General features: G+C 50.0%; 20 protein-coding genes. 4 read left to right on the top strand and 16 right to left on the bottom strand.

Translation table 11 applies throughout. The annotated features are described in order from the left end of the window. Window positions 1–57 precede the first annotated feature (57 nt). From LX59_RS05640 to LX59_RS05610, 7 genes are all read right to left on the bottom strand, one after another. Window positions 58–690, bottom strand: coding sequence for a tetratricopeptide repeat protein (locus tag LX59_RS05640; RefSeq protein WP_144570872.1), 633 nt, complete (start codon window positions 688–690; stop codon window positions 58–60). Between the two features lie 27 nt (window positions 691–717). Next, entirely contained in the window at window positions 718–1,509 is a 792-nt protein-coding gene (locus tag LX59_RS05635) for an SDR family oxidoreductase (RefSeq protein ID WP_144570871.1), read from the bottom strand. Window positions 1,510–1,521: 12 nt separating this feature from the next. Next, a complete protein-coding gene (locus tag LX59_RS05630; protein WP_144570870.1) occupies window positions 1,522–2,181 on the bottom strand; it encodes an iron-containing redox enzyme family protein in 660 nt (219 codons plus the stop codon). 14 nt (window positions 2,182–2,195) lie between these two features. Beyond that, window positions 2,196–3,659, bottom strand: a complete 1,464-nt coding sequence (locus LX59_RS05625; protein ID WP_246118683.1) for an AMP-binding protein — start codon at window positions 3,657–3,659, stop codon at window positions 2,196–2,198. Further along, on the bottom strand, window positions 3,643–4,338 hold the full coding sequence (locus tag LX59_RS05620) for a thermostable hemolysin (protein WP_144570869.1): 696 nt from the start codon (window positions 4,336–4,338) through the stop codon (window positions 3,643–3,645). Before LX59_RS05620 ends, LX59_RS05625 begins: the two co-directional genes overlap by 17 nt. A 102-nt stretch (window positions 4,339–4,440) precedes the next feature. Further along, window positions 4,441–5,094, bottom strand: a complete 654-nt coding sequence (locus tag LX59_RS05615; protein ID WP_144570868.1) for a YciC family protein — start codon at window positions 5,092–5,094, stop codon at window positions 4,441–4,443. Between the two features lie 111 nt (window positions 5,095–5,205). Next, window positions 5,206–6,801, bottom strand: a complete 1,596-nt coding sequence (locus LX59_RS05610; protein ID WP_144570867.1) for a SulP family inorganic anion transporter — start codon at window positions 6,799–6,801, stop codon at window positions 5,206–5,208. Between the two features lie 348 nt (window positions 6,802–7,149). Here LX59_RS05610 and LX59_RS05605 point away from each other — a divergent pair, with 348 nt between their 5' ends. Further along, window positions 7,150–9,657, top strand: coding sequence for a YbcC family protein (locus LX59_RS05605; RefSeq protein ID WP_144570866.1), 2,508 nt, complete (start codon window positions 7,150–7,152; stop codon window positions 9,655–9,657). A 9-nt stretch (window positions 9,658–9,666) separates the two neighbouring features. After that, window positions 9,667–11,523, top strand: a complete 1,857-nt coding sequence (locus LX59_RS05600; RefSeq protein WP_144570865.1) for a proton-conducting transporter transmembrane domain-containing protein — start codon at window positions 9,667–9,669, stop codon at window positions 11,521–11,523. 94 nt (window positions 11,524–11,617) lie between these two features. Here the strand turns inward: LX59_RS05600 and nfsB are convergent, their stop codons facing one another. Continuing rightward, window positions 11,618–12,277, bottom strand: a complete 660-nt coding sequence (gene nfsB / locus LX59_RS05595) for an oxygen-insensitive NAD(P)H nitroreductase (protein ID WP_144570864.1) — start codon at window positions 12,275–12,277, stop codon at window positions 11,618–11,620. 405 nt (window positions 12,278–12,682) lie between these two features. Between nfsB and LX59_RS05590 the strand changes: the two genes are divergently transcribed. Beyond that, window positions 12,683–13,585 (top strand): hypothetical protein, encoded by a 903-nt coding sequence (locus LX59_RS05590; RefSeq protein WP_144570863.1) that lies wholly within the window; start codon window positions 12,683–12,685, stop codon window positions 13,583–13,585. Between the two features lie 23 nt (window positions 13,586–13,608). On the opposite strand, the gene LX59_RS05585 is transcribed toward LX59_RS05590, so the two are convergent. The 6 genes from LX59_RS05585 to exbB form a co-directional block, all read right to left on the bottom strand. After that, on the bottom strand, window positions 13,609–14,994 hold the full coding sequence (locus LX59_RS05585; RefSeq protein WP_144570862.1) for an HDOD domain-containing protein: 1,386 nt from the start codon (window positions 14,992–14,994) through the stop codon (window positions 13,609–13,611). A 63-nt stretch (window positions 14,995–15,057) separates the two neighbouring features. Next, window positions 15,058–17,133, bottom strand: coding sequence for an ATP-dependent DNA helicase RecG (recG, locus tag LX59_RS05580; RefSeq protein WP_144570861.1), 2,076 nt, complete (start codon window positions 17,131–17,133; stop codon window positions 15,058–15,060). A gap of 3 nt (window positions 17,134–17,136) precedes the next feature. Beyond that, window positions 17,137–18,054 (bottom strand): hydrogen peroxide-inducible genes activator, encoded by a 918-nt coding sequence (locus LX59_RS05575; RefSeq protein ID WP_144570860.1) that lies wholly within the window; start codon window positions 18,052–18,054, stop codon window positions 17,137–17,139. Window positions 18,055–18,165: 111 nt separating this feature from the next. Continuing rightward, a complete protein-coding gene (locus tag LX59_RS05570; protein WP_144570859.1) occupies window positions 18,166–19,005 on the bottom strand; it encodes a TonB family protein in 840 nt (279 codons plus the stop codon). A 1-nt stretch (window position 19,006) separates the two neighbouring features. Continuing rightward, complete coding sequence (exbD, locus tag LX59_RS05565; RefSeq protein WP_144570858.1) at window positions 19,007–19,432, bottom strand: TonB system transport protein ExbD; 426 nt, start codon at window positions 19,430–19,432, stop codon at window positions 19,007–19,009. A gap of 15 nt (window positions 19,433–19,447) precedes the next feature. Then, window positions 19,448–20,458: a tonB-system energizer ExbB gene (exbB, locus tag LX59_RS05560; protein ID WP_144570857.1), complete on the bottom strand. Its 1,011-nt coding sequence runs from the start codon at window positions 20,456–20,458 to the stop codon at window positions 19,448–19,450. A 305-nt stretch (window positions 20,459–20,763) separates the two neighbouring features. Here exbB and LX59_RS05555 point away from each other — a divergent pair, with 305 nt between their 5' ends. Continuing rightward, window positions 20,764–21,798 carry an aminopeptidase gene (locus tag LX59_RS05555; RefSeq protein ID WP_144570856.1) on the top strand — a complete coding sequence of 345 codons (1,035 nt, stop codon included), beginning with the start codon at window positions 20,764–20,766 and terminating at the stop codon, window positions 21,796–21,798. A 38-nt stretch (window positions 21,799–21,836) separates the two neighbouring features. Here LX59_RS05555 and LX59_RS05550 read toward each other — a convergent pair whose 3' ends face one another. Both LX59_RS05550 and LX59_RS16060 read right to left on the bottom strand, forming a co-directional pair. Further along, the gene (locus tag LX59_RS05550; RefSeq protein ID WP_144570855.1) at window positions 21,837–22,316 is read right to left on the bottom strand and encodes an Lrp/AsnC family transcriptional regulator; all 480 of its coding nucleotides are present in this window, start codon (window positions 22,314–22,316) and stop codon (window positions 21,837–21,839) included. A gap of 314 nt (window positions 22,317–22,630) precedes the next feature. Continuing rightward, window positions 22,631–23,350, bottom strand: a complete 720-nt coding sequence (locus LX59_RS16060; protein WP_144570854.1) for a LytR/AlgR family response regulator transcription factor — start codon at window positions 23,348–23,350, stop codon at window positions 22,631–22,633. Between the last annotated feature and the right edge of the window lie 174 nt (window positions 23,351–23,524).

The raw sequence follows: 23,524 nt of genomic DNA, 5'->3' as shown, positions 1-23,524 counted from the left end.
CTATGTGCTGCCCATTGAACGACAGAGCCTATGAAACGGAGTTTATGCGGCTCAGGGCTAAAATTGGGCTAGGCGTTGGCGAATTTCTTCACGGCGAAATTCATCCGCTTTGGCCCGTCCGGGTCGAGCCGGAGCCTTAAGGGCTGTTTCAAACACCCTGCGCGCCTCTTTGTACTGTTTTTGCTGTATCAAAAAATCAGCATAGAAGTAGTTAGGATCAATACCTTCTGGGTTAATCGCCAAGGCTTGCTTTAACAACTCTTCAGCTTTTTTATCGTTGCCAAAGCTTAGGGGCCAACCCGGTACTTGGTAATACAGAGCGCCCAAACTGGTATAGGCTGAGCCATCTAAGGCTTTAGGGTTAATGCTTATCGCCTGCTCTAAACTAGCCTTGGCGCTTTTGACCAAATCCAAAGCCCCTAAGCCTCCGGCCGCACCCGCCCAAGAAGATTGAATAATGCCAGTCCAAATCAATAACTCAGCAGATTTTGGGTACTGCGCTAGGGCATGTTCTGCTTCTTTGGATAAAGCCTCAAAGGCGGCTGGTTTTGCTTTTTCCGGGGTTTGGTAGTTCACCTCAACCCAGCGGTCTTGCAAATGTACCAAGAGTTCTTGGGTGTTAGAGGCCATCACCGGCAGACTAAGCACACTGGCTAAAACGAGCACTAAAGATGCTTTAATAAAATTCATGGGCTGCACCAATCCTATCCAACACACTTAAGGGCGCTGACGCGCAAAACGCTGAACCACAGGCAATTGCTTACGCAGGGCGCGATCCACAATGCCGGGCAATAGGCTGTTTAAGCGTACAAAAAACTTCTCAGGCCATCCCAGATACAGCAGCTCATGCTCGTACTGAAGGGCCGCCGCTATTTGGGCCGCAACGGTTTTAGGATCATCCATAGCAACGTTTAGCTCATCATTTAGGGCTACTACGCTCTGGGTATTCATTCCGGTACGGGTGGCACGGGGTGCAATGTATAAAACCTTAATGGGCGTATCGGCCAGCTCTCGACGCAGCGCTTCAGAAAAGCCGCGTAGCGCAAACTTACTGGCGCAGTAGGTGGCAAATCCCGGATAACCGATGGAGCCAAAGGTTGAGCCCAAATTCAAAATCAGTGCTTGCGGCTGTTGGCGCAGTAGCGGCAGCAGGCGCTGAGTTAGTTGTAGGGTCGAAGTGAGGTTCACCTGTATCAGGTGGGCTATCTGCTCTTCGGTTTGATGCTCAAGCAAGCTGAATTCATTTACCCCCGCAGCGTTGACCAAGCAATTAATAGAGCCTTTTTGTGCCACAGCGGCCACAACGGCTTGGCGGCCTTCTGACAAGCTTAAGTCAGCTTGGATACTGTCAATTTGTTCGGGATAGCGCTGCTTTAAGGGCTCTAAAGCGGCGGTGTTACGGCTAACCAACAGCATTTTGGCGCCGGCGGCGCACAGGTGCTCTACCAAGGCTTGACCGATACCACCGCTAGCGCCGGTGAGCAGAATATGGCAATGCTTAAGTTCCATGTTGCAAGCTCCTCAATGAGCATCCGATAGGGGTAGGGTTCGGAATAAATCGCCATACAGCCGATAGACCACCTTGGCGACATGGATCACGTGGGCCTGATCCTGCGGGTCATCTAAACGATCCATCAGGGTTTTGAAAAAAGAAACGTGCTCAATATCTAAGCTGCCGTGGGAAGTGAGGTAACTAAAGGCTTGTTGTGGCAGAGATAAACTTCCTTGCAGTACCTGCGCAACCTGAGTGGCTAAGGCAATGCTGGTGCCCTCCAACACATTAACCATGCCGAAAAAACCCATAGGACTACGGCGGTTGATGTAGTCGTAGACGTAGCTCACCATCAGTTCAGTAGGTAACTCTGGAGTCTGATGACGGATGGCTTCTGCATCCATACCGCAGGCCCTAAGGTCATTCAAAATCCACTCTTGATGCCCTTTTTCCTCCGCGATGTATTCAGCAATAGCCTCACGCAGCCATTCCTTATCCTCAGGCAGACGCGCACCACAGGCCATGAGCAAAGGCGATGTATGCTTGACGTGGTGATAGGCTTGAATCAAAAAGGCGATGTAGGTACTTAGGGATAGCTGACCTTTTAATGCCTGTTTAATGGCCGGAGCCTGTAACAGATAACTGCGCTCGGTGGCCGTTACATTTTGTAGGTGTTCGAAGAAAGACATTCCAAATGGCCTCACTAAACAAGCGGCTGTAAGGGAAGCTGAGCACGGTAGTGCTCAAACAAAGCCATGCGGCGTAAACGACCATTAGCGGTGGTTAATCCACGATCAGCGGTAAAAGGCTGAGGTTCTAATAGCCAATGGTGAATTCGAGCGTAATCGGGTAATGCAGCATTGACTTGATCTACAGCGGCCTGTAACTCCGCTTGAGTGCGGGTAGCGCCTCTAGGCACTAATACTGCCCAGTTACGGGGTAACGCTTCACCGTATACCCAAGCTTGGGCAATACAGCTTTGCTGCGTCAGTTCCGCTTCGATCCATTCTGGGTTGAGGTTGCGCCCATAAGCGGTGATGAATTGATTTTTACGCCGCCCCTTGAGCTGTAGAAAACCCTCAGCATCCAGTTGGCCTAAATCGCCTGTGGTCATCCATTCTGAGTGACTGGAAGGCTCACCGAGATAACCCAACATGGAGGAGCCTTTAACCAACACCTCCTGATCCTCGGACAGCTTTAGTTGTACATGGGCCAAAGGACGACCCACAGTGCCCAAACGCCGAGCTTGAGGTGTATTCAAGCACACCACCGAGGCGCACTCAGACAGACCATAGCCTTCAAACACCGGCAACTGCTGTTGCTCGGCGCGCTCTAAAAGCTGACGGGATATATGACCACCGCCCACAGCGATAAAACTCAGGCGGTGCGGGGGAAGAAAACCCTGTTCTGCTGCCGTCACCAAGGCCAGTAATAATTGAGGCAGCAAGATCAGACTATTGGGCTGGACTTGGTGCAACTTGGTTAAAAAACGCTGCACCTCAAAACCGCTAGCACCCGACAGGCCAACCTCTGACAGGCCGGATACCTCAATGCAAGCGCCACCCCACAGCGGGCTGTAGACACCGGCTAAATTTTCCAGCAGCGTGGCTAGGGGCAGTACGCACAGATGGCGCTGGATGTCGGCACATTCGGTAGCCTGCCACAGACTTTTAGCCACCTGAAGCTGCTGCTCAATGCTGAGGCAAACGCCCTTAGGCTGTCCGGTAGTCCCCGAGGTATAGGTGATTTTTTGCGTCCCCACGGGCACTTCCGGGTATTGCGCTAAAACGCGCTGCGCCATACCCAAGGTTTGCAGCGGCTCAAACAACCCCAGAGGTAAACTCGCTTGGCTGGTGCGATCATAAATCAGCAGATCAACGCCCGCGTTTTCTAACACATGCCGCTGCTGTTGCGCCGAGAAAAATCCGGGAATAGGTACGGATACCCGCCGTGCATGCACGATGGCTAAATCCCACAAAATCCATTCAACGCCGTTATCTAAGGCTAAGCCGATACGCTGCGCCCCAAGCGCTTGCAGATGCTGGCTACGGCGCTCCACTTCTTCCTTAAGCTGTCGGTAACTGAAGCAGTGCTCCTTATCCTTTAAGGCTAAACGATCACCCCAGTCATTCAGGTGAGCCCAAAACTCCTCAACCATGCGCGACATGGAGCGACTCCTGTTCAGCGGCATAAAAAGGGGTAAATCCCAGCCGCAGATAAATGCCTTGCTGAATCAAGCGTTGATGGCCCGCAGGAACATAACCGGCCGTCACCTGTGGGTTGGTTGCATAGTAATGCCCCCAATCAGCCCGCTCTGCTCCCATACGTTCTGGATCGGCTTTAGCTAAACTAATCAAATCAATCCCTAAGCGCCGAAAACTGTTTAACAAACCGGGGGTTCCGGTAAACACCACCCAATTCACCTGCAAAGAAGCCAACAAATGGGTGAGGCAGACAATCAGAAAACGAGCAGAAGCAGCACCTTGAGCCGCTAAGTTACCGACCTCAATGATTTCTGAGCGCTGTATTGGGGTTTTCCAGTGTTGAGCTAGGGTGTGCTCTATGCCTTGATCTAGGTAGCGCTCCAAAAACAGCGGTTGATGCTGCGCCATGCGTAGCCCAAAGGCTCCCTGAATTTGGCCATGTTCGTCTTCTAAGCTGATCAAATCCGGCATGAACTGGCGAATATGGGCTTGATGGTGTTGGGCAAAGCAGGTGCGAATAAAGGATTCAGTGTGAGTGCGTCGAGCATCCTGTTGGTCTTGATGACTGATAAAACAATGCAGCGATTGATCAAGACCAATCCGAGCCAACGGATTGTGATGTGCCACCCCAGCCAGTTCCATACGCAGGTACCCTAGGTGATGAACTTAGGGTCAATGGTGAAAGCTCTGGCTTAAGGGATTCTTAAGTAAAATGCACAAACTCAACAGAAGTTGAAAAAGTACTTAAGAAGCCACGGGCGGCACAATCAGCATATACAGGCGGAAAAATAAGACGGTAGTGTAACTCTGACCTAAACCCAAAACGGCGTCTGTCAGTACCCTCAGCAGGGGATCCCCTTGAGTCCATTGGACACTCAGCACATCCAGAGCCATCAGAGGAAATAGTGTGAGCAGCACACAGCTAAGAATTAGCCCAAAGCGTCCCCGGGTAAGGATAAAACTATCCCGCAGCGCTTCTAAGGGCGACAAGCCGCGCTGAACCAGCAGATATTCGGACATCGAAGCTTTCACCATCACCCAAATCCCCGGCAGGATGTACAACGCCCCGCCCAGAATAATCAGCGATGAAGTAAAGCCCACCAATACCGCCAAAGGCAACCAGCGCTGAAACGCCTGGCTCAATAACCAAACATTACTAGGGTGCTGGTTCTTGCCGCGTGCATCCATCAGCACAATTAATACAGCGGTATACAACGGATAGAACAACAAACCAGCAACTAAATCCTGAATGGGTAAGGTCTGCTCAGTGCTCCAATGCTCTAAGGCTTGGCGCGTCAGACTCTCCAAGATAATCAGGGGTAAACACAGGCTCAACACCACAGCCAAATGACGGGTGTAAAAGAACCAAGCATCTCGTAATAGGGAAAAAACCGTCATCAGATACGACCAAAAGCAATCAAAGTACGGCCCACTCTAGCCCATTTAGCGCCTTGATACTCAAACAAAACAGGGAGGCTAAAGCCTCCCAAGTACCCTCAATGACTGAGATTAAGCCATGCTGGGCCGTATTTTACGCGCCGCCAAAGGATGGCTGGAAAAGGCATCAAAACGATCAAACCCAACCAGCGTTAAACTTCCTCCCGCATGGGAGCATTCCTCTTGCCAATGGTGCAAAAACTCCATAAAGGTGTGATCCACCAAATGAGCCTGAGTAAAGTCAATCTGAATGGATTTGCTGGTATCTAAGCGGCTAAACAGTTTTTTAAAGCTCAGCAGGTTAGAAAATAAAGCGGAACCCTGTACCTGAATCTGCACGCCACTGGGCGTTTCTTGAGACTGATAACGGGCCTTAAAGAAATTATTCAGCGGCACACGATGGAAGACTAAAAACACCATCTTAGTCAGAATCCCAGCGCCCACCCCCATCAATAAATCCGTGGAAATGGTGACTACAATGGTGATGACAAAAACCACCAATTGCTCTGGGCCGATCTTATAGGTTTTAAAAAACTCATGGGGTGAAGCCAAGCGATAACCCACGGAAATCAACAAAGCGGCCAGCGCTGTATTGGGGATCATCTCAATCACTGGGATAAACAACAGCATGGCCACTAATAAGAACAGGCCGTGAAAGAAGTTACTCCAACGGGTGTGGGCGCCAAAGGTCACATTGGCTGAGCTACGCGCTACCTCAGAGATCATCGGTAAGCCGCCCAAAGCCGCTGACAACGTATTACCCGCACCCACCGCGACTAAGTCTTGGTTGGTGTTGGAAATCCGCCGCCAAGGATCAAGACCGTCAATGGCCTTCACCGTGAGCAAGGACTCAAGGCAATTGATGAACAAGAACATCACCACATACTTCCAAAAGGCGGCAGTGCTGATCATGGAAAAGTCAGGGTTAAAACCGATATTGCCCCAAAAATCACCGATGCTGACCAGATCAAAAGCCGGAGTGGTATGGCGAAAATCCATGCCGATGGCCATAGGTACGGACACCAGCAACACCACCATAGGCGCGGGGATTTTTTTCAGTGAGGGAATGGCACGCGCCACCCACGGCATACCGAAAATAATCACCAAGCTAATCACACCGACCAAGGTCACACGCGGATCAGCATTCGCGATGGAATGAGGAATCGCTTGGTATAAGCCGATCAGCCCTACGCCTTTTAAGGTCGCCGGATCAATCCCCAATAACACATGGATTTGCTTGGCAAAAATAATCAGGCCAATGGCCGCCAACATGCCATGCACCGCAGAATGCGGGAAAAAATCGGTTAGGGTGCCAAAGCGCAAAAACCCGAAGGCTATTTGCAGCAAACCCGCCACCAACATGGCTCCGAGGGCCATATGCCAGCCGGTCATTCCGCCGCCAAACTCCATCACCGCACCGGCACAGAGGGTAATTAAACCCGCCGCTGGGCCTTTGATGGTCAGCCGTGATCCTGCCAATAAGCTCACCAATAGCCCACCGATCATGGCGGTTAACACCCCCATCGCCGGTGGAAACTCACTGGCCTTAGCAATCCCCAAGCTTAGGGGTAACGCCAGCAAAAACACCAAAAACCCCGACAGCATATCGGCACGCCAATGCTTTCGGAGTCCTTCCCATCCATCAGCAGGAATATCAAGCGCTTTCATAGTTTGCTACCTATTGCGACAGAAGTGTCACGATATTGACTTGATCAGTCATTCGTGGTTGCAAATAATCAAGTTATACGCTGTTTTTTGCAATATTTAGAAATATCTTTATTTGGTATTACTACCAAAGAACTAAAAAAATATATTGATATCAGAGTATTTACATGGTGCTAATGCCTTGGTTAGAGTTTTAAACGAAAAACAAGGTCGCTTATTTATTTCAAAATGTAATTTTACGCATCAATCTGTGAATACTCTGTGAACCACAGATCAACAATCTGGCATCCCAGTTCTAGCCCGTGACTTGGCAGTGGATGTGGCTTTTGCTCCATTTCGGGAGATCTCGTAATGACTGCTCCAGCGGTAACCGCCCCTAGGTCGGGCGTTTTTGATGAGCTTGCGGTGCTGCATGATCTAAAGCACTACCTGCCAGCTCAGGCTCCGTTGAAAGACTTTGTGCACCACAACAGCCTGCATGCCTTCCAACAGCGCCCCTTTTACGAGGCCCTGCGGACGGCATCGGGCATTCTTGGTTACAGCACCTCACTGACACTGGAAGAGTTTCGCCGGCGCTATGCACAAGGAGAGATCAATCCCGATATCCTGATGCGCTTAATCCGCGAGCAAGCCGGTGATCAGGTAGAGCATTGGACTGAGCTGGTTTTACAGGCTCAGCTAGATCCCTTTCCTCCCGCTCGGATCGGGCAATTGCGCGCCCTGTGGAAAAAAGATCGACAGCTTGATTTAGACTCACGGGTGCATCCCGGCCTGTTTCGCATCCTGTGCAGCTATCTGGATCAGGGCATCGCCATTTGGAATTTTCCCCACGCGGAGTTGGGCTTTCTCAACGCGCTACGGGCGTTAGAGCAAAACAGCCTCACCAGCCTGTTTCGGGGGGAACGTGCCCGCCAATGGCTGCAACAAGAAGACCTGAGCATCCCGCGCTTACTGGCTGAATTGGTGGCCGATGAACGCCTGTATGCGCGCTATCTGTTTGATCAGCAATTTGCCCATCCGGGCTGGTCGGGCATTGTGGCGGTCATTGAGCAACAGCCGGACACCCTGATTGACCAGCGCCGTATCAGCCTGCACGACCTGATTTTATTCGAGCTGCTGCTGGAGCTTGATGCACTGGACGAGCACTTTCCCCACGGCTGGCTCCCGTTAAGCGCCCCCGAAGCCCTGTATGAGGACTTATTGGCCGAAGTGCCCGAAACGCCCTTGCATCAGGTGTTAGCCCTTTGGCAAGAGGCCTTTGAATGGAGTTTTTACGATCCGGTTCTGACCGCACTACAGCACCAAAACCCTGAGCAAAACGCACTGACTGAAAAAAGCTTTCAGGGGCTGTTTTGCATTGACGACCGCATCGGCTCCTTCCGCCAGCATTTGGAACAACTGGATGCCCAGTGTGAGACCTTTGGTACTCCGGGATTTTTCGGCGTGGAGTTTTACTTTCAGCCCGAACACAGTAAATCCTTCACCAAAGTGTGCCCCGGCCCCATCACGCCCAAATATTTGATTAAAGAACAGGGCAGCCTGAATAAATTACAAAGCGAACCTCATCTGCATAAGCAATCGCACCAACTCTTGGGTGGCTTGCTCATTACTCAAACCCTAGGCTTTTGGTCGGCGGTCAAACTGGGCTTTAACCTGTTTAAACCCTCTTTGACCCCGGCAACGGCCTCCTCCTTCCGACACATGGATCACCTCGCCCAGCTCACCATCGAAAACAGAGCGCAAGGAGATCGTGAACAGGGGCTGCAAATCGGTTTCACCTTAAATGAAATGACCCTGCGCGCCGAAGGGTTGCTCAAAAGCATCGGCTTGATTCGCGACTTTGCGCCGCTGGTGTACATCGTAGGCCACGGAGCCAGCAGTCTGAACAATCCCTATTACGCGGCATACGACTGCGGTGCCTGCTGTGGTCGCCCCGGATCAGTAAACGCCCGTGTGATCAGCTACATCCTCAATCACCCGGAAGTACGCAAGCAACTGGCGGAAAAAGGCATCGAAATCCCTGACAGCACGCGCTTTATTGGAGCCTTGCACGATACCACCCGTGACGAGGTGGTGTTCTACGATGAAACCGGGCTCAGTCAAGCACAGCAGGCGCAACATGCCCGCACTGCGGCCATCTTCCAAGAAGCTTTGGATTTAAACGCTAAAGAACGTGCCCGTCGCTTCGAACTCACCAACAGCCTACAACCTCCGAAGCAAGTGCATGATGCGGTAAAACGGCGCTCTGTGTCTTTGTTTGAGCCGCGTCCTGAACTCAACCACGCCACCAACGCCCTGTGCATCGTGGGCCGCCGCGCCTTAACCCGAAAAGTATTTTTGGATCGGCGCGCCTTCCTCAACTCTTACGACTACCGCATCGACCCCAACGGGGATTTGCTAACCAACATTTTGCGCCCTGCGGCTCCGGTCACGGGTGGGATTAATTTGGAGTATTTCTTCTCCCGCGTGGATAACCAAAAATTAGGCGCAGGCAGCAAACTACCCCACAACGTCATGGGCTTGATCGGCGTAGCTAACGGCAATGACGGCGACCTGCGTACCGGATTGCCCAGTCAGATGATCGAAATTCACAACCCGATTCGGATGATGATCATCGTTGAGCACTTCCCTGAGGTGATTGAAGCAGCGATTCAGCGCCACGAGCCGACCCACGAATGGTTCCGTAATTCATGGATCAACCTGGTCTCCATCCACCCTGAAACCCATGCGCTGTTTCGGCTGCACCAAGGCCATTTTGTGCCCTATGAGCCTCTCACTACGCAGATCGACAAGGCCTCGAATTTAGAACGCCTGTTCGAAACCCGTACCGAGGATCTGCCCGTTTACACCCTCAACTAGGTCAGCACGATGAATGCCTTTTTACAGCTATTTATTTTCCTGCCCTTGGTGGGATTTTTCGCCAGTTTGCTGGTAAAACGCCAAAACGAAGCCCGTATTGCACAGATTGCCATCATCACCTTCGTCGGCCATGCGCTGGCTTTTTATCTGTTTTGGTTGTATTGGGCAGCGGTGGGATTTCCTAAGCTGGAACTGAAAAGTTTTGCCCTGTTTCAGGGTCAAGGGTACGAGTTTTACCTCGATTTTTTCTTTGATCGTGTGACGGCGGCTTATGTATTCGTTGGCTCTTTTTTAACCTTTATGGTGGCGGTGTACAGCCGCTACTACATGCACCGTGAGTCCGGCTACAAACGGTTTTTCAGCACTATTTTGTTTTTTTATGCCGGCTACAACATCGTGGTGTTCTCCGGTAATTTGGAGACCATGTTCATCGGCTGGGAGATGTTAGGCATTACCTCCTTCCTGCTGATTGCGTTCTACCGTGATCGCTATTTGCCGGTTAAAAATGCGGTCAAAGTGTTCTCCATCTACCGCATCGGAGACGTGGGCTTACTGCTGGCCATTTGGATGAACCACAATCTGTTCCACCAGAACGTGACCTTTCAGATGCTGCACGATAACGCCTATGTGCAAGAGCATCTGCAATCGGGCACCGCCCTCGGCATCTTTATTTCGCTGATGATTTTGGTCGCAGCGGCGGGTAAATCAGCCCAATTGCCTTTCTCCAGTTGGCTGCCCAGAGCTATGGAAGGCCCAACGCCCTCCAGTGCGATTTTTTACGGTTCGCTGTCGGTACATATGGGCGTGTTTTTGCTCCTGCGTACCTTTCCGTTTTGGGAGGACCAGGTCTCGGTACGTCTGATTATTGCGGCTCTAGGCATCACCACCTGTTTGGTGGCCACCATCATCGCCCGTTCACAAGCAGCGATTAAAGCTCAGATTGCCTATGCTTCCATCGCTCAAATCGGGCTGATTTTTGTGGAAGTAGCGGCGGGATGGCATACGCTGGCCCTAGTGCATTTTGCGGGTAACGCCTTCCTGCGTACCTATCAATTGCTGGTCTCACCTTCGGTAGTGAGCTATCTGATCCGCGAGCAGTTTTATAACTTTGTGCCGCGCAGTCAGCACCTTGGGCAATCTTGGCCGAAAAAGCTGGAAAGCACCCTGTATATGCTGTCCCTCAAAGAATTCAATCTGGATTCTTGGATGTACCGCTGTCTGTGGAATCCCATCAAGATGCTGGGGCATAAGCTGGATTTCCTCAGCTTTTGGCGGGTGCTGATCCCTTCTATTCCGGTGTATGCCGCTGGGCTTTATGTGGCCTACCATAAGGGCTCCGTGCCCGCTGCCGTTGCGCACCTGTTGGCGCTGGTCTTTGCATTTGTGGCTCTGCTGTTTGTGCTGCGCTCTTTTGCTGAGCGCCGCCGCACCCGCATGGCTTGGCTAATGACCCTAATGACGCATTTTTGGATCGCTCTGGCCGTATCCCTAAATGCGGAATTTAGCTTTAACGAAACTTATCTCTACCTGAGCGGTGTAGCTATTGCAGGGTTGATCGGATTTTGGTGCTTAAAACGCATGCGCCGCTTAGAGGGGAATATCGACTTAGATCAGTTTCACGGCCAAGTACAGGATCATCCACAAACGGCCTTTGTGTTTTTACTCTGTTGTTTGGGCGTTACCGGGTTTCCCATCAGTCCCACCTTTATCGGTGAGGATTTGATGTTTGCCCATATCGGCGGGGATCAGGTGCTGTTGGCCTTTTTAGTCAGCCTGAGTTTTATCGTGGTGGGGCTATCTATTATTCGTATCTATGCGCGGGTATTTCTGGGGCCAAGGGTGCAAGCAGCCAGCCGTTGCTCCTGATTAAGTCTAAACCGAGTTAAACAATTATCCCCCTGTTTGCCTCCGCCCAAGCGGAGGCTTTTTTTATTCGGTACGAGCCTAGGCTTAGCAACCCTTAAAGACGGGTAAAGACTTGCTCTGCCTCCAAACGGGATTTGGGCAATTGGGCGTTAAAGTCTTCGCCACTGTGATAACCCAAACTCACCAGCACCAAACTGGTTAAGCCACGCTCACGCAGACCCAATTCCGCATCCAGAATATTGGCGTCAAAGCCCTCAATGGGGCAGGCATCCACCTCGACCACCGCCGCCCCTAGCAGCAGAACACCTAAGGCAATGTACACCTGCTTTTCCATCCAAAATTGCAGATCTTTGCGCTCAAAGCGGTGCAAATCAGCGTAAAAGCTACGAGTTTTATGCTGGGTGGCTTTAGCCTCAGCATTGGCTAAACGGCCATCGGCGGCTTCTTTATCCAGTACCGCCTCCAAGTGAGGCTGATCCAAATCACTGCGCACACAAAACACAATCACGTCAGAAGCCCTAAGAATCTTGGCCTCGTTATAGGCATATCCCGGTTGCGTGGCCTTAGCGATGCGCGCTTTAGCTTCATCACTCGAAGCCACCACAAAATGCCAAGGCTGAGAATTAACCGAGGAGGGGCTGTTACGCAGCGCAGTTAACAGTTGCTCCAAAGTTTCTGCCGGAATTTTACGCGCAGGATCAAAGGCTTTGGTGGTGTAACGGGTTTGACTCAGTTGGGCCAGATCGACACTCATCATGCACTCCTATCAAAAATAATAAGGGTCAGCGATTAGGAACAAAGGAAACATCATGCCCCATAGCATGGCGACATGCATTAGATCGAAAAAGTCGCCTGATTCAGCAGCAGTTTCTCTTTTAGAGTGAAAATGGATTCGGCTGGGGTGTTCTCGCAAACCTTAAATAAAGGACGGTTACAGCATCCTTCCTAGGGCTGCGTTGGAGTGTTTCTAAGCCAGTGCTGAAATTTTGATGTTGAAACACTGGCACACTTGAAAGATTAGGCTATGGTTGTTAACTGCCAGTTAGTCTAACTAATTGGTAATTATATATTTAAAACATTTAAATGAGGCTAAAAGTGTTATTAACAAACTTTTTCATAAAAATTATATTTATTTAGTTTACTGATTAGGTTTTAGATAATGAATGCTTTTTTTAGCCTTATAAAATATTTTATTAAATTATTAATTATAATAATCTCCTGTATATTAATTTCGATTTTAATAAAAATAGATGTATCTCGTATACTTGATAAAAACTCATCCTTAGCACAAGATGTAAAGCAAAATAGTATTTTAATCCGTAAAGGTAATATTAACGGTGTACCCATAGCGATACCAAAAAATTATTTTTACTTTCCATTTGCATACCATGATAAAAGTATTTGGGAGCCCACCAAACCCGGAGATAAAAAACCAGAAGAGCGCACTTTTGAAGATGGTGTGAGCTCTTTTGCCATTTATGTACATTGGCCAGATATGCAACCCGTTAATGCTGAAAACACTAAGAGTTATTGGGACAGCCGATCTTCAGATAGAGAGCACTCATGGTTATTAATTGGACTGGATGAGTCTCTTGCAACTAATCCCCGTCCACCTCAAACACCTGAAAATGGCTTGGCACGTAACCTAAAAGGAATCATTAAGCGATTACCTGAAAACTCAGTTGCTCCGAAATATAAAAAAGATGACAGTAATAGTGCGGGAGCATACTACGTTTTACAGGGTACAGACCAAGTTATTGGTTTACAGTGGGCAGAACCTGTAGGCTCAGGTATAGAGAAATTTGAAATCTGGAATAAGTTACTATACTGGCAAGGAAATATGGATGGCATCGTGACGGATTTAATAAGATGTTATAACGGAAGATTACCAAATCCGGTATTTTATCATAAATGTATTCATCGCTTTGAGTTTCCTGAGTGGAGCTCCTACGTTTCCCTCGAATATCCTAGAAGCTGGCTACCCCAATGGCGAGAATTAAAAGAGAAAGCACGTGATCTACTGTTGACATTCGCAGTAACTCCAGAAAATACAAGCAAGTGAATTTATTAACTCAGAAAGCTCTCTCAATGCGTTGTATGCGACTGTATTTGTTTAACCAATTCCCGTAGATCTGCCTCAGCCTTTAACATTAAAGTTAATGCCTGCTCTACTTGTTCTAAGTTTAAACCCAATCGCATCAGCAAAGCCGTTGGAATCTCAGAGGTTAAGGCTGTACCTATACCTCGTTGTCCTAGTAAATTAACAGCCAAATAGATCAGGTTCGGATATACCGAATGCTCCCCCTGATAATCTGGCATTTTTTGATAGTAAAGCGCAGCGGCTAATTCTTCCGGCATGTGCCAGCGTTGTACCCACCAACCGCCAATTTGCTCACGGGTAACACCTAATAAATAGCGCTCTAATATATCGGAAGATAAATGTGGGTTAGCCTGTTGATATTGGCATAGTGTGGCAAAGTGCGGTGGAAATACATAAGCCAATATCAAATGACCAAAGTTATGCAGCAGTCCCGCTAGATAAGCTAATCCCGGCTCAGGCCGCTTTGAAGCAGGTACTAACTTAACCAAACCATCAACCAGCATGGCGGTATAGATCGCTTGATGCCAATATTCATTACGATCCGTACCTGCTTGATCAGACAGTTGCAAGTTATGGTCTAAAGTTAATCCCAAAGCTAGATTAAGCACACGCTCAAAACCTAAAGCGCGCATGATGGCATCTTGTACTGAGTGTATTTTGCTTACAGAGGCGTAATAGGCTGAAGAGGCCCAGCCAATAACCTGAGCGGCCAAAGGGGGATCAGTTTCAATAATCCGGGTTAAATCCCCCACGTCCGCTTTGGGGTTATTTTGTAATATCAGAAGACGCTGAGCGGTTTGCGACAAAGGGGGAATTTCCACCACCTCATCCAAACGCTGATAAATTCTTTGCCCTGTAAAAGAGTGTGGGTTTTTAGTCCGTGCTTCATCCAAATTTGCAGGCTGAATCCCAGTTAAAGCGATCCCAAAACGCTCGATACGCGCATGACTGAGCAGCGGTTTAAATGCCTCTATGGAAATATCTAATAACCATCCCGGTTGGCCAAACTCTAGGAATAACTGTTCTTGCTCCAGTAATCTCGCTTCGCACAACACTGGAACTTTAGCCATCAAACAAGCAAATAAACCTAGGGTATGCTGAGCCAATAAGGCTTTTTGCCGCTCTTCAGCCATTACTTGCCAGTGCCGCCCCATCAAGTGAGGAATATATGCCAGATCTAATAATTGCGATCGCGGATATAACACTAACAAGGGGTTGCCTAAACCGTCTTCCATCCACACGCCTTGCACGCGCTGTTGCGCTTCTAGCAACCCTGTTTGATCGCGTTGCAGGCGGTGCTCAGTCATACCCTGTGCCTCCAGCAGTTGCTGGATAGGGACTGAAGATTCGACAATGACGGATGCAACCATGTGTGTGACCTGATAAGAGATGCTGGTACTGTTTTAAATGTTATTACTCAGTGCATCAGTGACTCATACTTGACCATAGTGCTGTCCCCGAGGTAGCCAACGCCTTAACAAAGGGGCAATACGGTCAGGCCATTGGCTGGCAACTTGGCGGGCTGCATCCCGCACCTCTGGCAGCAAAGTAGCGTCACGCATCAAATCTGCTATCCGAAACTGCAACAGCCCTGTTTGACGAGTTCCCAAAAGTTCTCCCGGGCCACGTAACTCCAAATCCTTTTCTGCAATGATAAAACCATCGCATGTTTCACGCATGATCGCCAGCCGCTCACGCCCCTGATAAGACAGAGGGGCATGATATAATAGTAAGCAATGGCTGAGGGCCATCCCGCGTCCTACACGTCCCCGCAACTGATGTAGCTGAGCTAATCCTAAACGTTCTGGATTTTCGATAATCATCAAACTGGCGTTGGGCACATCCACACCTACTTCAATAACCGTCGTTGCTACTAACAGATGGACAGCACCTGATTTAAATTGCTCCATAATGGCTGTTTTTTCAGCCGCTTTCATACGCCCATGTATCAAGCCTAGACGTAACTCCGCTAACCGCTCCGATAACTCGCTAAAGGTTGTTTCAGCCGCCTGACAGGTTAATTCTTCGGATTCGTCGATCAGGGTACATACCCAATAGGCTTGGCGGCCCTCAATGCAGGCACTGCGTACCCGTTCAATCACTTCATCACGTCGTGTATCGGCCAGCACTCGGGTTTCAATAGGAGTTCGTCCCGGTGGTAGTTCATCCAGAATGGAGGTATCCAGATCCGCATAGGCGCTCATGGCTAAGGTACGGGGGATGGGGGTCGCGGTCATAATCAGTTGATGCGGACACAACAAACCCTGTACGCCTTTTTCCCGCAACGCTAGACGCTGCTGCACTCCAAAGCGGTGCTGCTCATCAATGATTACTAGGGCTAAGGCAGCAAACTGAACCTCAGCTTGGAACAGTGCATGAGTACCAATGACTAAGGAGCATCCCTGTTGGATGCGCTCTAAGTTGGCTGCACGCGCCTTCCCTTTTAACTTTCCGGTCAACCACACTAGGTCAATCTGCAAGGGAGCAAACCAGCGCTGAAAATTTAAATAGTGCTGTTCTGCTAGTAACTCGGTGGGGGCCATGAGTGCCACTTGATAACCAGCCTCAATGGCTTGCAGGGCTGCTACAGCTGCTACTAATGTTTTCCCAGCCCCAACATCGCCTTGTACTAAACGCAGCATGGGGCGAGGCTGGCTTAGGTCTTGGGCAATCTCAGCGCCTACCCGCTGTTGAGCCTTCGTTGGGCAAAAACCTAACTGCTGTAAAAAACGGGCCACTAAGTGCTTAGAAACAGGTAATGCAGGCGCTTTTTGACGGCGTATTTGATGCCGTAAGCGTTGCAAAGACAGTTGATGGGTTAATAGCTCTTCAAATACCAAACGCCGCTGGGCCCAATGACGACCCTTAGCTAACTCCCTAAGATTAGCCTGAGCAGGAGGCTGGTGTAGATACTGTACTGCAGCCTCTAACTCACCTAATCCATAGTGATCAATTAAAGCGGAAGGCAAACAATCCTCTAAAGGGTGCTGTTGCATCAGCGTAAGGGCTTGCTGGCACAGAGTCCGCAAGCGCTGCTGAGTTAGCCCCTCAGTCGTCGGATAAATAGGAGTCAGGGCTTGCTCTGTGGGCAGAGACTCAGTAGCAGTCAGCAAACGGTATTCAGGATGGTACATTTCCAATCCCGAAGCCCCTGCGCGAACCTCACCATAACAGCGGATACGCTCACCCCGCTTAAAGCTCTGCTGCTGGGCTGAGCTGAAGTGATAAAAACGTAAGCTAATGCTTCCAGTGCCATCCTGTAGGCGCAGCAACAAACTCCGCCGCCGACCGTTGACAACATCAGCCAGCAGGATACGGCCCTCAATAACCGCATCTTGACCCGGCTGAAGGCAGCCCAAAGAGGTAATGCGGGTGCGGTCTTGATAGCGCAGGGGCAGGTGGAAGACTAAATCCTGCACCGAATAGAGGCCTATACGCGCGAGCTTTTCCGCTAAAGCAGGGCCAACACCCTGCAAGCAGGTCACAGGAGCCTCTAATGCCTCAGACATAGGCTAGCCCTTGGAAATACCTGTCCGAATGACCGAGCATAAACGAATCGAATCGGCCAACACCTCAATGGCCTTAGGGCGTGGAAAACTGGCGCGCCATGCAATAGCCACGGTACGAAAAGCCGCCGGTTTAACCAAAGGGCGAACCTCTAAAATACCCGGTGCATAGTGATGGGTTTCCACCGCCGACAGCGGAAGTACCGAAATCCCTAATCCTGAAGCTACCATGTGGCGGATGGTTTCTAAGGAGCTGGATTCAATCGTAGTGTTATGCAAGTTATCGTTTTTTTGGGTCGGACAGGCCTCTAGTACCTGATCACGGAAACAATGCCCTTCCCCCAACAACAGCAAGTTTTGATCACTGAGTTGATCGGCTTCAATACTGTCTAAAGCCGTCCAAGGGTGATCAGCGGCCATCACGACATAAAAAGGCTCGTCGTATAAACCTAGGGTTAGGACATCAGCTTCTTGAAAGGGCAAGGCGATGATGACAGCATCCAGCTCTCCAGTACGCAGCTTGTCGCGCAGGATATGAGTAAAGTTCTCCTCAATGTACAACGGCATCTCAGGCGCTACCCGATGTAACTGGGGAATTAAATGGGGGAATAAGTAGGGGCCGATGGTGTAAATAGCCCCGACTTTTAACGGTGCGGCCAGTTGGTTTTTACCCGCTTGGGCCAGTTCGCGAATGCCTTGAGCCTGCTCTAAAACCTTTTGAGCCTGAGTGACAATGGTTTCACCCACAGGCGTTAAACGCACGGCACTTTTGGTTCGCTCAAAAATCAGAATGCCTAGCTCATCTTCCAACTTTTTAACGCCAACGGATAAGGTAGGTTGGCTTACATGACAGCGCTCAGCTGCCCGCCCAAAATGTTGCTCCTGAGCCAGAGTAACGATATAGCGCAGTTCAGTTAGGGTCATGGGCATATTCCGTATGTCTTGCCGCCAAGCATAACGGTTAGCTGCCTTAAGAACCAACCAGCAGATGCACTTTGCGCCCATCTACTGGTGGTCTTTCCTTCGCTCGATCAATCAGTCGCGCTTCAGCTCGTACACTAAGGGGGCTATGATTTCCAAAGTGCCGTTATTAAGCAGCTCTGGCGGCGGTGGTGGTAGGGGTTGTGCTCGTTTGATCATATCCAAAGTGGCCTGATCCAGCAGATCGTTCCCAGAATACCCCACCAGTTCATAAGACAGCACATAGCCCGAGGCATCAATCACGAACCGCAGACGGTTAATTTTCTTAGCCCCCGGACGCTCAATACGTTTAGCCGCCTCAGGGTAGCGTTTGTAACGGGATAAATGTCCCAACAGCAAACCCTGCCAAGAAGCCTTAGCCTCTGCACTGCCTACAGAACTGCCAGCCCGAGGAGATCCTGCTCCTCCACCTTGACCTGTTGAGCGCGCCGTGCTCTGTGCATTGGAGGTACTGGTAGAGTCTGAGTTTGAGAACTTCGTAGCGTCCGCAGGCGGTGGATTCTTAGCTACTGTTTCTTCAACCGGCTTAGGTGGAGTCGGTTGTTGCTTCTTAGGCGGCTCGACTTTTTTCTCAGGTTTCTTTTCAACAACCTTTTTGGGTTCAGGCTTAGGTTTAGGTTTAGCTACCGCTAAAGCGGGCTTAGGAGCCTCAGCCAATTTAGGCATGGGTTCAGATTCCGCCTCAACCTTGGGGGTCGGAATTGGAGGCGGCGGCGGTGGTGGGGGCGGAGGCAAAGGCTCTAACTGAGCCAGCATCACCGGAGCCGCTGGCGGTAGAATCAAGGGCGGTGGCTTGACACGCCAGAACAATGCCCAGAGTGCCACACCGATGTGTAAGCCCAGCACTACCAACAAGCTGAAGCTCCACAATGGCCACTTACGGATATTGTTCATGCTACTTTCCGAGTGTCTCAAGTCCAACTAAGCCGATCTTCAGATAACCCGCCTCACGCAAGCCGTCCACTACTTCCATCAAACGGCCATACTCAACCTCTTTATCACCGCGAACAAAGACTACGGTTTCCTTATTCGATTGAGTCAGACTGTCCAGTTCAGTACCTAGGTCAGCCAAATCCACTGCTTCATTACCCAGATATAGGCTTTTGTCTTCCTTGATGCTCAAGTACAGAGGTTTATCAGGCCGCTTCTCTGGCTTAGCCGTTGAAGCGGGCAAATTCAACTTAACGTCAACTGTTGATAGAGGCGCTGCCACCATGAAGATGATCAGCAGCACCAACATAACGTCAATGAAGGGGGTAACGTTGATATCGTGAGACTCTGTTAGGTCGTCACTACCACCTTCTTTTAAATTCATGCCCATGTTTGCTTGACCTGCTTACTTCACTTTGAGGACATGGGGCATAGCCGCTGATCCTGTGCGGTTATCACCACCAGAAAGCTGTGCAGTATCCAAATCACGGCTAACTAACAACAGGACTTGAGCGGAAGCATCTGATACTTCAGCTTTATAAGTGCCGATGGAGCGTGAGAAGACGTTGTAAATAATAACCGCAGGAATCGCTGCTACCAGACCAATCGCGGTAGCTAATAGAGCTTCCGCAATACCGGGAGCCACAACGGCAAGGTTGGTGTTTTGAGATTTAGCAATCCCGATGAAGCTGTTCATGATTCCCCAAACGGTACCGAACAGACCAACGAAGGGAGCCACAGAACCAATGGTAGCCAGCACGCCGGTACCTTTGTTCATTTCACGGCCACAAGCAGCGACAAGGCGATCCAGACGGAAACATACACGCTCTTTGATGCCTTCTTTCTCTTCGCGGATTAGATGATTAGAAAGGCGCAGCTCCTCTTGAGCATCCTCAATCAGTACGGCGGTAAAGCTGTGCTTTTCAGTAGCTTGCTCAGCAGCTTGATTCAGCGAGCGAGCCCCTCTGAGGTCTGACAACTCGCGGCGCAGGCGACGTCTAGCGCGGCTTAACTCGATGGTTTTAGCCAACCAGATAGTCCAAGTAGCGACCGAAGCCAACAGCAGGGTGATCATGACTCCTTTAACCACAATATCAGCCGCTTGGTACATGCCCCAAGGAGACAGGTCATGTCCTGCTAAGCCTGCACCTTCTTCAGCCACTACATCTTCTTCAGGCAGGGTTTCATCAGCGGCTGCACCGGGAGCCGTAGGAGCCGTTGTAGCAGCAGGGTTAGCTGTTGCCGGAGCTGGCGTAGCACTGACGGCTGTCGACTGAGTGGGAGCAGCGGCATTTTGTGCCAATGCGTTCAAAGGAGCTAGCAGACTTAATGTAGTGACAACGGCCAGCACTTTAGCGGCGTTTTTAGCTACGAGGGAAGCCGAGCGACCTTGGTTATCAACGTCTGTCGTATTCATACAGGTTAAGCCTCTATGCGCGTAGAAGAACCCAGTAAGTAAGGGATATGTATAGATTCGGTAATGGGTTGGTATAGTAGTACAACTGATTATTATTTAGAACCCATATTCGTCGTTCTTACTGGATAAATGGTCGTGGCAATTTGTCCGACCACACATGAGTTATCCATCTCTGTCATTTATAAAACCCATTAATGGACATCCCATTTATCCAGTGTAGGCTTAGCCATCATTCTGATTTTTGATCTACTCCCTTCTTTTGATGGGTATAGGCTGACTTTGTGACCCTTACTGCACACACCTCTATGCTTGTGATCTTAATTTCGTCCTGTGTGCTACTGAGCGGCTGTGTGGGCTATTACGGTCAGTTGATCGTAGGGCAACTGGCTCTATTCAGTGCCCATAAACCCATTTCAGCCATCTTAGAAGACCCAAACCAAGACCCTCAGTTACAGGCTCGTTTAGCCAAGGTGCTGGAAGCGCGAGACTTTGCCAGCACCCACCTAGGGCTTCCTAACAACAATAGTTACCGCGAATACGCCGACCTACAACGGAACTATGTGGTTTGGAACGTATTTGCTACCCCTGAGTTTTCAGTAGACCCCATCAAACATTGCTTCCCGATTACAGGCTGTGTGGCCTATCGCGGTTACTTTAAAGAACAAGACGCGCACAATAAGGCCACAGAACTTAAAGCCCAGCATATGGATACACTGGTGGCAGGTGTTGATGCCTACTCCACACTGGGCTGGTTTTCCGATCCCCTGATCAACACCATGCTCAGGCGCAACGATGATCAGCTAGCGGCATTGATTTTCCACGAACTGACGCACCAAATGCTGTATGTGCAAGGCGACACAGCCTTTAACGAATCCTATGCCAGCTTTGTAGAACGTGAAGGCCAACGGCAGTGGCGGGCCTATCAAGGACTACCTCCATTACAAACGGATCGAGTTAAAGCCTATAGACAAATGGTAGAAGAAATTCTGGCTACCCGCGAACGCTTACGCGTCCTATACGCTACCGCACTCCCTGAAGAAGACATGCGCACGCGCAAGCAAGCGGAATTCACCCGACTGCGCCAAACCCACCGACGTTTGAAGGAACAAGAATGGGGTGGACGGGGCTACTTCGATCAATGGTTTAAACAACCTTTAAACAACGCTGCTTTATTACCTTTTGGCTTATATGATCAATGGGTGCCTGCATTTGCTCAGCTATTTCAACAGGTCCACGGGGATTGGCCGGCTTTTCATGCGGCGGTCGCTCGCTTAGGTAAACTCGCGCCTGCCGAACGCACCTCTACCTTGGAGCGCTTGCTCCAAGAAGCCAAACCCTAAGAACCCACCGAATCAGTTCATTTAGGGCGGGGAGGATGTCAATCGTACAGATGGTTGAGGGGTAAGGCGGTACTGGAAAGCACCTGCCGTAGCACAAAACTGGAGCGTACGCTGGATACCCCATCAATGCGGGTCAATACTCCCAATAAAAACTGCTGATAATGATCCATATCGGGCACCACCACCTTGAGTTGGTAATCTGCATCCATGCCAGTAATTAGACTGCACTCCAATACCTGAGGATGCTGACTGATCACCTGTTCAAAGTGTTCAAAACGCTCAGGGGTATGCCGATCCATGCCCACTAAAACCGTGGCGGTCAGGCTTAACCCCAGTGCTTTGCGGTCTAGCAAAGCAACTTGGCTCAAAATATAACCGTCGTCTTCTAATTGCTTCACACGTCTGGAACAGGGCGAGGGAGATAACCCAATATGCTCCGCCAATTCTTGGTTGGATAAACGGGCATCCTTTTGTAAGGCTGCCAAAATGTTTAAATCGTATCGATCCAATCTACTCATGTTTGATTCAACGAGATACTCCAGTTTGCGCTGGAGAGGGATGCAAGATGACCCTGGTCTCGCGTCCTCCTTGTCTTCTTGCTGTGTTCGGGATATGGAGTTGTGGGCCATAATTCAATTCAGAATTCATACTGCCTGAATGAGAGGGGTCAACTTCATTGGTTTCATTGATTGACCCTATAGAGCACACAAAGGGTATTGCGTGCGTGGCATTATGCCATTGAGTTGGTCGGTTGCGGTGTTTCTCAGCAAGATTGTTAACACCTATGGGAGCATTCCTAACCCTAAGCAGAGGTAGCCTCTGAATCAAAGCTTCAACGGGCACTGGCATCAGGTAGCAAACGGCGAATGCTGGACAACTGTCGGCGACTGACGGTCAGCCCCTGATCCTTAAGCCCCGTTAGGTACAGACGAATATCCCCCTGAGCGGTACGCTGCAAGCGCTCCATACGGCTACGCAGCACCAGAGTATTGCGATGAATCCGCACTAATCGGTCACCAAACTCTGTCTCTAAAGCTTTAAGCGACTCATCCAGCAACAACTCACCCTGTTCATGGTGCAAGGTGACGTACTTGTGATCGGCCATAAAGTACAACACCTGATCCAGAGGCACTCGCTCAATACCACGCCGGGTACGCGCACTGAGGTGACTGCGCGGAAATTGGTGGCTGAGGGAAGATAGATCCGAGCAACTAAGCGGCTTAGCCTGCTGCAAGGCCTGTTGCAAATTATCCAAGGTAAGCGGTGGCTGCAAAATGGCCGCAGGGCTCTGTGCTTGATTAAGCCCCGGAGCCACATGAGGATCGACTAAAAGCACCAGCCCCGGCAGTTGATCTGCACTGTTCCAGCACTGAATCGACTGTATTTGTTCGCGGGTGATGGGCGTAGTAGCCAACAACAACACATCAGGCACCCGAGTTTGAGGCTGGGGTACTACAGGACTATCCAACACGCAGACATCCTGTAGCTGGTTGGCCAAGTGATGTAACTGGGTGCGAATTTCAGGATTACTATCGACAATCAGGACATTCATAACCGGGATTCCTGTTGTTGCCTTGCTTAACAAGCATAGTCTAGGGGCACGGATACTGCTGCAATCCTTAATTCAGTATTTCGTGGGATTTTTCGCGGTTTTGCGACTTTCTTGGTTTATTCAGCACCAGCAATCGGCCTGCCTGTTATCATTTCAAGCATTTATACCCGAATG

This window comes from Azomonas agilis (assembly GCF_007830255.1).
In the GTDB taxonomy this organism is placed as follows: Bacteria; Pseudomonadota; Gammaproteobacteria; order Pseudomonadales; family Pseudomonadaceae; genus Azomonas; species Azomonas agilis.
The sequence above is the reverse complement of the archived record's forward strand: the minus strand, read 5'-3'. Positions and strand labels throughout refer to the sequence as shown.